This is a genomic window from Bradyrhizobium guangzhouense (assembly GCF_004114955.1).
In the GTDB taxonomy this organism is placed as follows: domain Bacteria; phylum Pseudomonadota; class Alphaproteobacteria; order Rhizobiales; family Xanthobacteraceae; genus Bradyrhizobium; species Bradyrhizobium guangzhouense.
The window spans coordinates 3,456,345-3,468,458 of sequence record NZ_CP030053.1 but is presented as its reverse complement, the minus strand read 5'-3'; the positions used below and the strand labels follow the sequence as shown (position 1 = coordinate 3,468,458).

The 12,114-nt window shown below is 64.9% G+C and carries 12 protein-coding genes; 8 read left to right on the top strand and 4 right to left on the bottom strand.

Features of this window, described 5'->3' with window-relative positions; all coding sequences use genetic code 11:
• Positions 1–255: 255 nt before the first annotated feature.
• From XH91_RS16760 to XH91_RS38840, 7 genes are all read left to right on the top strand, one after another.
• Positions 256–1,383 (top strand): alpha-hydroxy acid oxidase, encoded by a 1,128-nt coding sequence (locus tag XH91_RS16760; RefSeq protein WP_128951594.1) that lies wholly within the window; start codon positions 256–258, stop codon positions 1,381–1,383.
• A 14-nt stretch (positions 1,384–1,397) separates the two neighbouring features.
• Positions 1,398–2,021 carry an HAD-IA family hydrolase gene (locus XH91_RS16755; protein WP_128951593.1) on the top strand — a complete coding sequence of 208 codons (624 nt, stop codon included), beginning with the start codon at positions 1,398–1,400 and terminating at the stop codon, positions 2,019–2,021.
• A 142-nt stretch (positions 2,022–2,163) separates the two neighbouring features.
• Positions 2,164–2,379, top strand: coding sequence for a hypothetical protein (locus tag XH91_RS16750; protein ID WP_128951592.1), 216 nt, complete (start codon positions 2,164–2,166; stop codon positions 2,377–2,379).
• Between the two features lie 177 nt (positions 2,380–2,556).
• The gene (locus tag XH91_RS16745; RefSeq protein ID WP_128951591.1) at positions 2,557–3,768 is read left to right on the top strand and encodes a molybdopterin molybdotransferase MoeA; all 1,212 of its coding nucleotides are present in this window, start codon (positions 2,557–2,559) and stop codon (positions 3,766–3,768) included.
• 176 nt (positions 3,769–3,944) lie between these two features.
• Positions 3,945–4,646 carry a transcriptional repressor LexA gene (gene lexA / locus XH91_RS16740; protein WP_128951590.1) on the top strand — a complete coding sequence of 234 codons (702 nt, stop codon included), beginning with the start codon at positions 3,945–3,947 and terminating at the stop codon, positions 4,644–4,646.
• Between the two features lie 186 nt (positions 4,647–4,832).
• The gene (locus XH91_RS16735; RefSeq protein ID WP_128951589.1) at positions 4,833–5,036 is read left to right on the top strand and encodes a hypothetical protein; all 204 of its coding nucleotides are present in this window, start codon (positions 4,833–4,835) and stop codon (positions 5,034–5,036) included.
• 191 nt (positions 5,037–5,227) lie between these two features.
• Positions 5,228–5,662, top strand: coding sequence for a hypothetical protein (locus XH91_RS38840; protein WP_164933864.1), 435 nt, complete (start codon positions 5,228–5,230; stop codon positions 5,660–5,662).
• 88 nt (positions 5,663–5,750) lie between these two features.
• On the opposite strand, the gene XH91_RS16725 is transcribed toward XH91_RS38840, so the two are convergent.
• From XH91_RS16725 to XH91_RS16710, 4 genes are all read right to left on the bottom strand, one after another.
• Positions 5,751–8,033: a ComEC/Rec2 family competence protein gene (locus tag XH91_RS16725; protein WP_128951588.1), complete on the bottom strand. Its 2,283-nt coding sequence runs from the start codon at positions 8,031–8,033 to the stop codon at positions 5,751–5,753.
• A 100-nt stretch (positions 8,034–8,133) separates the two neighbouring features.
• A complete protein-coding gene (locus XH91_RS16720) occupies positions 8,134–8,367 on the bottom strand; it encodes a DUF2171 domain-containing protein (protein ID WP_128951587.1) in 234 nt (77 codons plus the stop codon).
• 88 nt (positions 8,368–8,455) lie between these two features.
• Positions 8,456–8,842, bottom strand: coding sequence for a nuclear transport factor 2 family protein (locus XH91_RS16715; RefSeq protein ID WP_128951586.1), 387 nt, complete (start codon positions 8,840–8,842; stop codon positions 8,456–8,458).
• Between the two features lie 15 nt (positions 8,843–8,857).
• A complete protein-coding gene (locus tag XH91_RS16710) occupies positions 8,858–10,534 on the bottom strand; it encodes a glutamine--tRNA ligase/YqeY domain fusion protein (protein ID WP_128951585.1) in 1,677 nt (558 codons plus the stop codon).
• 144 nt (positions 10,535–10,678) lie between these two features.
• On the opposite strand from XH91_RS16710, the gene gltX reads away from it, so the two are divergent.
• Positions 10,679–12,106 carry a glutamate--tRNA ligase gene (gene gltX / locus XH91_RS16705; protein WP_128951584.1) on the top strand — a complete coding sequence of 476 codons (1,428 nt, stop codon included), beginning with the start codon at positions 10,679–10,681 and terminating at the stop codon, positions 12,104–12,106.
• Positions 12,107–12,114 lie beyond the last annotated feature (8 nt).

Below are 12,114 nucleotides of genomic sequence, written 5' to 3'. Positions count from 1 at the left end.
ATGCAAGTGGCGATCCAGCCCGGTTCTCACAATATCATTCAGGTTTCTTCAAGGCCGTCCCGCCTTGCGGGCGGGTACGCGCTAAAAATCCTTCGCCTGAACCTAAACATTTGGCAACGTTCGTAGACCGGCCCCGCTCCCGGCGGGAATCAGTCGACCGGACGACGCCTCGCAGCTATGCGATTTTAGGATGGTTTTGCAGGGCCGGACGGGATAGGCGATGGCATAAGACTTCAAATTCTCGGGAGGATAACAATGAACGAAGCACTCCGGCCGGAACGGAACGTCGAACTCGGCGCCAGCAACGAGCCGTTCCAGAACCTGCACGAATTCATCCGGAAGGCGCGTTCCAACCTCAACCAGAACGCCTGGGACTACATCGTCGGCGCGGCCGAGACCGAGACCACGATGCGCCGCAACCGCATGGCGCTGGACGAGATCGCGTTCCGCCCGCGTGTGCTGCGCGACATGCGCAAGGTCAGCGGCTCGGTCGAGCAGTTCGGCCGCAAGATGCGACTGCCTGTGGTGCTCGCCCCCGTCGGCGCGCTCGAGATCTTCGACCCCAATGGCGCAGCCAGCGTCGCGCGCGCCGCCGGCGCTTTTGGTGCGTCGCACATGCTCAGCTCCGTCTCCGAGCCCGGCCTGGAAAAGACGGCCGAAGCCGCGCCCGATGCGCTGCGCATGTACCAGCTCTACGTCCGCGGCGATGACGCGTTCGTCGCCGACGTCGTCAGCCGTGCGCAGAAGGCCGATTATGCCGCCTTCTGCCTGACCGTCGACACCGCTCATTACAGCCGTCGCGAGCGTGACATCGCCAAGCGCTACGTTCGCGAGAGCCGCCTGCGCGCCACCGGCGGCGACTACCAGAAGGGTCTGGAGTGGCGGACCGTGAAGATGATCAAGGACAAGTTCAAGATTCCCCTGATCATCAAGGGCATCGCAACCGCCGAGGACGCGCAGATCGCGGTCGATCACGGCGTCGAGTGGATCTATGTCTCCAACCATGGCGGCCGCCAGCTTGATCACGGCCGCGGCGCCATGCATGTGCTGCCGGAAATCGTCGATGCGGTGAAGGGCCGCGCCAAGATCATGGTCGATGGCGGCTTCTGCCGCGGCACCGATATCGTCAAGGCGATCGCCGCGGGCGCCGACCTCGTCGGCATCGGCCGGCTGCAATGCTGGGCGCTGGCGGCAGCCGGCGAGACCGGCGTGACGCGGATGCTGGAACTGCTGGAAGACGAGGTGCTGCGCTGCCTCGGTCTGTTGGGTGCCACCTCGTTCGCCGAGGTCAACAGATCCTGTCTGCACCCGGCCACCGCGACCAATGCGCCGAGCGTGTTCAGCGCGTTCCCGCTGTTCGACCACGAACCCTATCGATACTGACCCGAAAGGACGCAATGACCTCGCTCTCTCCCGGCAGCGCAGATGCGCTCCTGTTCGATCTCGGGCGCGTCGTGCTCGACATCGATTTCTCCAGGGCGATCGCCTGCTGGGCCGGACATGCCGGCTGCAAGCCCGAAGCCATCGTCGGGCGCTATGTGCGCGACGAGGCCTACCGGCTGCACGAGGTCGGCAAGCTCAGCGACGAGGACTATTTTGCCTCCCTGCGCTCTTCGCTCGGAATCTCCATTTCGGATGACCAGTTCCTGGAGGGGTGGAACGCGATCTTCGCCGGCGAAATGCCTGATATCACGGAGCTCCTGCCCCGCGCGGCAAAACAGATGCCGGTCTATGCCTTCTCCAACACCAACCGCCCGCATGTAGACTATTTCTCGAAGCAATATGCCGACCTGCTCGGCCATTTCCGCGAGCTGTACCTGTCCTCCAGCATCGGGCTGCGCAAACCGGATGCTGAAGCGTTCGACCATGTCGTCGCCGCGATGGGCGTGCCGGCCAGCCGGATCGTGTTCTTCGACGACCTCGCAGAGAACATCGAAGGCGCGCGCGCCCGCGGCCTGACCGCGGTCCATGTGACCTCGCCGACCGATGTCGGGAATGCGCTGAAAGCTCTGGGGATCTGACCGCGAGACGCCGCGACCCGGAACTATTTCGCGCGCGGGCATGGAACCAAGTCGCTCTGTGCATTTTTATACAGAGTTCCGGGAACGAATGCCCGCTTCCGGACTCATCAGTCCGTTGGGAATTCTACATGGACTTATCATCGTGTTGGGCAAAACCTACCTCACCAAGCAGGCCTCGCTGCTCGTCAAATTCGCCAAGACCACCTCGGACTCCGAGCTTTCCGCCAAGCTGATGAGCAAGGCGGCCGACCTGAAGGCCCAGGCCGATCCGTTGCCGGACAAGGATCAAGGGCCCAAGGCGCCTGACGTCGCCGAAGATGGAGAGGCGGCAAGGGGAAATCCCATAACGCGGTCGTAGTGCCGCGCGCAGGCTGCCGCTCCTCATACCGGTTTGCCTCGCCCTCCGGATCATGTCGCGACTCAAGCCCTGCCCCAAGCGTAAGCTTCGCGGCGATATAACCCCTTTTGCCTCGGCCTCTCCGCTCGGCTAGAACCTTGCCGACCGAGTCCTTCGATCTTGTTGCGGGAGTTCACCGTGGCCCTCATGCCGGTTTCCGATGCGCTTGCCGCCGTGCTCGCCGGTGTAGAGCCTTTGGCTGAGGAAATGATCGCGCTGGATCAGGCCTTCCATCGCGTGCTCGCGCGCGACGTTGCCGCGCGGCGGACGCAGCCGCCGCAGGACATGTCGGCGATGGATGGCTATGCCGTCCGCGCGGCCGATGCGGCGAAGGTCGGTGCGCAGCTCACCGTCATCGGCGAGGTCGCAGCCGGCCGCCCATTTGCGGGAACAGTCGGCGCTGGCCAAGCCGTGCGGATCTTCACCGGCGGGGTCGTGCCCGCCGGCGCGGATGCGGTGGTGATCCAGGAAGACACCGTCGCGGACGGCAAGCACATCACGATCAAGGAAGCCGCCGTCACCGGGCGGCACATCCGCCCCGCCGGGATCGATTTCCGCGAGGGTGAGGTGCTCCTGCACAAGGGGATGCGCCTGACCGAGCGCGACCTTGCGCTCGCTGCCGGCATGAACCACCCGCAGCTTGCCGTCCGCCGCCGCCCGAAGGTCGCGATTCTCGCAACCGGCGACGAGTTGGTGATGCCCGGCTCGACGCCCGGCCACGGCCAGATCGTCTATTCCAACGGCTACGCCCTGCACGCCCTCGCCCGCAGCGAGGGGGCCGACACCATCGATCTCGGGGTTGCCGCCGACACGCTTGCCGCCACCACATCAGGCATTCGCCGCGCGCGGGAATCCGGCGCCGACATCCTGATCACGACCGGCGGCGCCTCTGTCGGTGACCACGACCTGGTGCAGCGGGCGCTGACCGACGAGGGCATCTCGATGGCGTTCTGGAAGATCGCGATGCGACCGGGCAAGCCGATGATGAACGGGCAACTCGGGCCAATGCGCGTGATCGGCCTGCCCGGCAATCCCGTGTCATCCTACGTCTGCGGCTTCCTGTTTCTGGTGCCGCTGATTCGCGCACTGTCGGGCCGTCAGGTGATTCATCATCGCCGCGAACGCGCTGTGCTCGGCCGCGACGTCGGCGCCAACGACCAGCGCGAGGATTATCTGCGTGCGCGTCTGCAGACGCGCGATGACGGCACGCTTCTAGCTCTTCCCGTCAATCACCAGGATTCCTCGCTGCTTGCGAATCTCGCTGCGGCACAGGCACTTCTCGTGCGTCCGCCGTTCGCGCCGAAAGCCGAAGCCGGCACGCCATGCGAGGTGCTGCGATTGCCCGAGTGAGCGCACCGTTCGCAACCGTTCCGCGAACTTTGTCGCGTTCACGGTAAATTAAGCAGTTGCGGAACATGTATCGAACATATAGTGTCCGTTCATGATTTGTTTCGAGCATGTAGCGGCTTATTGCTGAATTCAGCGTCTCGGAATCGAACGACATCGTCAGGGGGATTTTGGTCGAGATGTTAACGCGCAAACAATACGAGCTCCTGCGGTTCATCAGCGAGCGATTGAAGGAAAGCGGCGTGCCGCCCTCCTTCGACGAGATGAAGGACGCGCTCGACCTGCGCTCCAAGTCGGGCATCCATCGCCTGATCACCGCGCTCGAGGAACGTGGCTTCATCCGCCGCCTGCCCAACCGCGCCCGCGCCATCGAAGTGATCAAGCTGCCCGAACTCCAGGCGGCTGCCGGCAGCCGCCGCGGCTTCACGCCGAGCGTCATCGAGGGCAATCTCGGCAAGGTGCGGACGACGTCGAGCCCGCCCGCTGACGAAGGCGAGCGCCCCGTCGCGGTTCCCGTGATGGGCCGGATCGCGGCCGGTACGCCGATCGAGGCCTTGCAGACCCGCAGCCACACCATCAGCGTCCCGCCCGACATGCTCGGCGCGGGCGAGCACTACGCGCTCGAAGTGCGCGGCGATTCCATGGTCGATGCCGGGATTCTCGACGGCGACATGGCGCTGATCCAGCGCAACGAGAGCTGCGACACCGGCGATATCGTGGTGGCGTTGATCGACGACGAGGAAGCAACGCTCAAACGCTTCCGCCGCCGTGGCGCCTCGATTGCGCTCGAGCCGGCAAACGCCGCCTACGAGGTCCGGATCCTGCCGCCCAACCGGGTCAAGATCCAGGGCAAGCTGATCGGGCTGTACCGGAAATACTGAACCCGTCGCGCGCCGCCGCTGGCGAGCGTGCCTTCATGATTGGAGCGGGCGGTTGTCCGCTCCGGCTGGATAGTCTTTCTGGTTCTGCACAGATTATCCGGCCCCCTCTCCCGCGCTACATCCCCGGCACGCCACAACGAAGCACGCATCGCTTCGTTGCGCCTTTGCGAGACCGAGGAGACCGCCATGCGCAAGTTCTTTTTGATCACCGCCACGATGGCACTGATCGCAACGTCACCGTCGCAAGCCTTCGCTGCGCAGCCGCAGCATCACATTCGCAAGGCGCCCCAGGCGACGAGCGGGCAACTCCGCAATGCCCGCAACGCCGTCGAGCAGCCGGCGCAGCCAGCCTGGCCATATTCGGGCTGGTCGGCACCTGCCGGCCGCTAACGGAGAGGCTCGCGAATGCACGGGAGCAGGCTTTGTTCCTCGCGTGCCTGAAAAAGATATTGTGATGGCAGCCTGCAGACTCAAGCCGCAGATTTGCCCCCAACATCGCATATGATCGCAGGCTTCCACTCTGATAGAGGCCTGCGCCTCAGAAGAGGCGTGGGTGCTCTATCGCTGATGAGGAGCACCCGATGTGTGACTATAGCCTGCATGCCGTCGCGACGCGTCCCGCAGAAGTCGGCGAGACGATCGTCACGACAACGTTCCGCGGCACCTCGACGCGCGGCTTCGCCTCCGAAGCCGACATGTCGGTCGCGGTCTGCCTGCTGCCGGGGACGGAGCTCGCCTTCGCCGACAACGTCCGCTACGACAACCGCTGGATCTGGACGCGCACCATCAATTCGCGCGTCGGCAAGTTCGGCAAGGTCGATCCGCACATTCCCGATCGTCATCACGACGCGATCGAATTCCCGGATGGCAAATACGTCCTGGTGACCCAGCTCGTCGAAGGCCAGCGCGCGACCGTGCTGCAACTGCCGGTGGCCCAGCCGCTCGGTGAGCGCGAGCACAAGCCGCAAGTGACTGCCGACATCAGTCCGACGCCCCCGCGCCTTCCGATCGGCTGAGCCGTCATCCTTGGGCATGACCTCCGCGTAAGCGCGTTTTCGCGTTTGTCGCGCCGGGAAACCGCTACACACTTTTGCGGATCAGGCCTTAGTCCTCGGCCTGAAGGTCGGCCTCGGACGGTGTTGCGTCCTTCGCGCGCGGAGTCGCCGACCGTGGCACGAGGGTCCGTTCAAAATCTCCATCGCCGGCCGCCGCCGGCGACCAGGGGCGGTTTGCGCCCCGTGCCCTCACCGACTGAACCGCAAACCCATCGCCGCGGCGTGTCAGCGCCAGCGCGCCCTGGCTCACCAGACGCGGCCGGTCGACCAGCATCGCACCACAATCCGGCGGCGCAGGCCTTGCCGTCACCACCAGGGCCGCGCGACTGCAATCATCGGCCAGCGCGTCGATGCGCTGCGCCAGCGCGACCATGCGGCCGTCGGCAAGCGGCGTCACGCAGCCGGCATCGTCGCACGACACGCCGTCGCCGAGCGAAGTGCTCGCCGCATCGCGCGGATCGGCGTCCGCCGCAAGCCACTCCTTCAGCAGGAAATTGTCCTTCTTCGTCCTGATCAGATGCAGCTGCCCGTCCCTGCCTCGCACCGCGACGTTCTGGCCGTCACCCGCGATCAGGATGTCGGGTTGCCTGATAGAAAGACCCCAGATGGTCGCAGCCACGAGCACGACCGCTCCCGACCAGCGCAGCGGCGTGCGCAGCAGGCCCATCAGGATCAGGCCGAGGCTCGCAGCGATCAGCGGCGCTGTGCCGAAGGCGCAGACGTGACCGATCGCACCGGGCAATGCGGCCACCCAGCGCGTGACCAAAATCATCCAGTCGATGCCGATCCCCATCAACCACCAGAACACGCCGTCCAGCCCGAAGGGAGCCGCGAGCAATCCGAGCAGCCCGGCCGGCATCACCAGCGCCGAGACCACCGGCATCGCGCCGAGATTGGCGAGCACGCCATAGGGTGTGACGCGGTGGAAATGGAAGGCGGAGTAAGGAGTGGTCGCAAATCCCGCGATCATCGAGGCCATGAACAACATCGCGATCTCGCGGCCGCCCCACAGCGCGATGCGCGCGGTCGCCGAATGATCGGGCGAGGCCAACAGGCTCGGCATGCCGATCTGCACCATGGCGACGAGCCCGAGCGTTGCCGCGAACGACATTTGGAAGCTCGGATGCACCAGCGCTTCCGGCGCGAACGCGAGCACGATAAGTGCCGCCACGGCCAGGGTGCGGAATGTGATCGCGCGCCGATCGACGATGACAGCGATCAGCACCACCGCGGTCATGAAGAACGATCTCTGCGTCGCGACTTCGGCACCGGAGAGCAACAGATAGAACGCCGAAGCGGTCAGTGCGGCGGCGGCAGACCATTTCTTGATGGGAAAGCCCACCGCCAGTCCCGGGACGAGCGCGAGCAGCGCGCGGACCGCGAAGAAGACGACCCCCGCGACGACGGCCATGTGATAGCCCGAAATCGAGAGGACGTGACCAAGCCCCGAGATGAACATCGCGTCGTTGACGGGCGTGGTGATCGCGTCGCGGCGCCCGGTGAGCAGCGCGGTCGCGATGGCGCGGTTGTCGCCGTCGAGCGTGGCGCGGATGCGCGCGTCGATGGCATCGCGCAGGCCTTGCATGATCGCGGCATAGCGTAGCTGCAATCCGCCTGACACCGGCGGCGTCACGATCGTGATCGCCCCCATCGCAAAACCCGAGGCACCGATGCCTTGGAAGAACATGTCGCGCGAGAAATCGTAGCTGCCGGGCCGCAGCGGCGACAGCGGCGGCATCAGCCGCGCCTTCAACTGCACGAAGCTGCCGACATCGGGCGCAGTCCCCTTGCGCACGGAGAGGCGGACGCGCTCGAGCTTCACGTCGCTACGCTGCGCCTCCATCGCGGCGACGCGCAGCACGAAACGGTCGGTGCGCTCGCGGATGTCGCGGGTCTCGACGAAGCCCGACAGCGACACCGAATAAAGCGGCTTTGCGAGCACTGTATGCGCGATGCGTGCCGTCTTCCACGTCGCTGCGGCAAAACCGGCCGCGACCGCCGCGATCATGATCGCGGGCGCAAACCAAGGGCTTCGCCGCAACAGGACCGCGCCGAGCATGAGCGCGGTCGCTGTCGCAACCGTGACCCACAGCACCGGCTCGTGATCGGCGGCAAAATAGAGCGCGATGCCGCAGCCGAAGGCAACGGGCACCCAGGGAAACAGCCGGCCCGCGCCAGCCTCGGCCTTGGCCCATTCGCGCAGCGTGCCGCCGATCGCGGGCCAGACGCCAAACCCAGCCGGCACGAACCCGCCGGCCGATCGGGCCCGGCCTGTCGGCCAAGTCCCGGCAATGCCTTGCGACAAACGCTGCGGCCGGTCCGGCTCCGCCATTCCCTAAGGCAACCCCTGCGATATTAGACGGGGCCGGAGGCTACCGGAACGTGCAGCCCACCGAATAGCGGTACGGATCGGGAACGAAGAGGCCGCGCCCCTACTTTTCCTCTTCCATCGTCACGGCGACGTCCGCCTTGGCCGACAGGCGGACCTTGTTGCCCTCGACACCGGCGACGAGGCCCTTGTCGATGAAATGGTGGTGGCCCTTGTGACTGCCCTCACCGCTGTCCTTCCTGGTCAGCTTGATACGGTTACCCTCGACCTTGTCGACCGTACCGACATGAACGCCGTCGGCGCCGATGACTTCCATATGCTCTGCGATGTTCTGCATGGTGGGATCCTCGTTGGACCCACACAACGCGCAGGGAGCGCGTTCGTTGCTCTCGTCGCAATGACGATGCCGTGTGACGACGCGCCGGTCAGATCAACGGCGCCTTCGCCGAGGCATGGTGATTGACGATCTTCCAGTCGCCATCCTCGCGAATGATGACCCAGCTCATCTTGACGATCAGATCCTCCCGTTCGCCGGCGAGGTCGAACGTGATTGACGCACCCATGTTGATCATATCAGGCCCTGCTTGCGCCGCCCGCACCTCGGAGAACGTCGCGCTGGGCCTGCGCCAGCGCGGCAGGCCGTTGAAGTAATCGGCGACGCCGTCCCTGCCCCGATAGAGTTTTGGGTTGGAGCCGAAGAAGAACGCGTTCTTCGAATACAGCGACGACAGCGCAGCCGCATCGAGCGTGGCAAAGCCGGCGCACCATCTCGCGATGATGGCGGAAACGATGGCGTCGGCTTCGCTGCTCATATCCCCAAGCCCTTCTCAGCCCTTGGCCACTTCCTTCGCGAAGGTATCGCGCAGGCCGATGGTGCGTGAAAACACCGGTTTGCCCGGCGTCGAGTCCTTGTCGCGCACGAAATAGCCCTGGCGCTCGAACTGCACCGGCTCGGTCGAATTGCTCGCGGCAACCGAGGCCTCGACTCGGGCATCGCCGAGGATCTCCAGCGAATTCGGATTGAGATCGGCCGCGAAGTTTTGGGCGTCCGGGCTCGGATTGGCGAACAGCTGGTTGTAGATGCGGATCTCCGCCGGCACGGAATTCGCCGCCGGCAGCCAATGCATGGTCGCCTTGACCTTGCGACCGTCGGGCGCGTTGCCGCCCTTGGTCGCGGGATCGTAGGTGCAGCGCAGCTCCACCACTTCGCCCTTGTCGTTCTTGATCACGCCGGTGCACTTGACGAAATAGGCGTAGCGCAGCCGCACTTCATTGCCCGGCGACAGGCGGAAGAACTTCTTCGGTGGGGTCTCCATGAAGTCGTCCTGCTCGATATAGAGCTCGCGGCCGAACGTGATTTTTCGGGTGCCGGCGCTCGGATCGTCCGGATGGTTGATCGCCTCCAGCTCCTCGGTCTGTCCTTCCGGATAATTCTCGATCACGACCTTGAGCGGCTTCAACACCGCCATCCGGCGCTGCGACGTGCGGTTCAGTTCCTCGCGGATGCAGAACTCGAGCATGCCGACATCGACCACGCTGTTGGCCTTGGCCACGCCGATCCGCTTGATGAATTCGCGCAAGGCCGCCGGCGGCACGCCGCGGCGGCGCATCCCCGCCATGGTCGGCATGCGCGGATCGTCCCAGCCGGCGACATGGCCATCGCGGACGAGCTGGGTCAGCACGCGCTTGGACAAGAGCGTGTAGGTCAGATTGAGCCGCGCCATTTCGTATTGATGCGGCGTGGACGGCACCGGCAGCTTCTCGATGAACCAGTCGTAGAGCGGCCGATGGTCCTCGAACTCCAGCGTACAGATCGAGTGCGTGATGCCCTCGATCGCATCCGACTGGCCATGGGCATAGTCGTAGCTCGGATAGATGCTCCACTTGGTCCCGGTGCGCGGGTGATGCGCATGCAGGATGCGATACAGCACGGGATCGCGCAGATTGATGTTGCCCGAGGACATGTCGATCTTGGCCCGCAGCACGCGCGCGCCGTTGGGGAATTCGCCCGCCTTCATGCGGCGGAACAGGTCGAGATTCTCCTCCACGCTGCGATCGCGGAACGGCGAGTTCTTGCCGGGTTCGGTCAGCGTGCCGCGCGAGAGGCGGATCTCCTCCTGGGACTGGTCGTCGACATAAGCGAGCCCGTCGCGGATCAGCTTCTCCGCCCATTCGTACAGGCGGTCGAAATAATCCGAGGCGTAGAACAGGTTCTTGCCCCAGTCGTAGCCGAGCCAATGGACGTCGGCCTGAATGGAATCGATATATTCCTGCTCTTCCTTGACCGGATTGGTGTCGTCGAAGCGCAGATGGCAGCGGCCCGGAAACTCCTGAGCGATGCCGAAATTGAGTGCGATCGACTTGGCGTGGCCGATATGCAGGTAACCGTTCGGCTCCGGCGGGAACCGGGTCACGATCTCCTTGTACTTGGCCTGGTCGAGGTCGGCCTGGATGATGTCACGAATGAAATCGCGCCCAACCTCAGTCGCCACCGGTTCTGTCATTACGAAAATCCTGTAGGGAAATCAGCGGTCCTTCTGCCAAATTCGCTTGGCTGAGCCAAGGCCTTAGGCTGTCCGCCGATGGGCTTTAGTTATGCTCTGGTCCTGTTATATACCACCGCCTCCCATGCATAGGCCCTGCCACGAATGACTGATTCCATCGTCACCCGCTTTGCTCCCTCCCCAACCGGCTTCCTCCACATCGGAGGCGCCCGCACGGCGCTGTTCAACTGGCTCTATGCGAAGAAGCACGGCGGCAAGATGCTGCTCCGGATCGAGGACACCGACCGGGAGCGCTCCACCGAGGCCGCGATCGGCGCGATCCTGGACGGGCTGAAATGGCTGGAGCTCGGCTGGGATGGCGACGTCATCTACCAGTTCAGCCGCGCCGCCCGTCACCGCGAGGTCGCCGAGCAGCTTCTTGCCGACGGCAAGGCCTATCGCTGCTACGCCACCGCCGAGGAGCTTGCCGCCCTGCGCGAGAAGGCACGAGCTGAGGGCCGCACCCGCCTCTATGACGGTATGTGGCGCGACCGCGATCCGGCCACGGCACCCGCTGACGTCAAGCCGACCATCCGCCTGCGCGCGCCGCAGACCGGCGAGACCGTGATCGAGGACCAGGTCCAGGGCCGCGTGGTCTGGCAGAACGAGAACCTCGACGACCTCGTCCTGCTGCGCGGCGATGGCAACCCGACCTACATGCTCGCGGTGGTCGTGGACGACCACGACATGGGCGTCACCCATGTCATCCGCGGCGACGACCATCTGATCAACGCCGCCCGCCAGAAGCAGATCTACGATGCGATGGGCTGGGCGCTCCCTAACATGTCCCACATCCCGCTGATCCACGGCCCCGACGGCTCAAAACTGTCCAAGCGCCACGGCGCGCTCGGCGTCGACGCCTATCGCGCCATGGGATACCTCCCGGCGGCGCTGCGCAATTACCTCGTCCGTCTCGGCTGGAGCCATGGCGACCAGGAGATCTTCTCAACCGAGGAGATGATCGCAGCGTTCGACCTCGCCAATGTCGGCCGCGCCGCCGCCCGCTTCGACTTCGCCAAGCTGGAGAACCTCAACGGCCACTACATCCGCCACGCCGACGATCAATCGCTCGTGAAGATGTTCGAGGACGTGCTCGACCACGTCGTGCCCGCGCGTGACGAGATTAAGGTCAAGTTAAACGACACCACGCGCGCCCAACTGCTCAAGGCCATGCCGGCGCTGAAGGAGCGCGCCAAGACGCTGATCGAGCTGATCGATGGCGCCTATTTCATCTTCGCCGACCGGCCGTTGCAGCTCGACCCGAAGGCGGCGGCCCTGCTGACGCCCGAGAACCGCAAGCTGATTGGCCAGCTTCATTCCGCGCTGGAGAAAGTCGAGACCTGGAGCGGCGCCGCCACCGAAGCTGCGCTGCGCGCCTTCGCCGAGGAAAATAGTCTCAAGCTCGGCGCGGTCGCCCAACCGTTGCGGGCGGCGCTGACCGGCCGCACCACGTCGCCCGGCATATTCGAGGTTTTGGACGTGCTGGGACGCCAGGAAAGCCTGGCCCGGCTTGAGGATCAGTCCAAGGACTGACCTAAGAC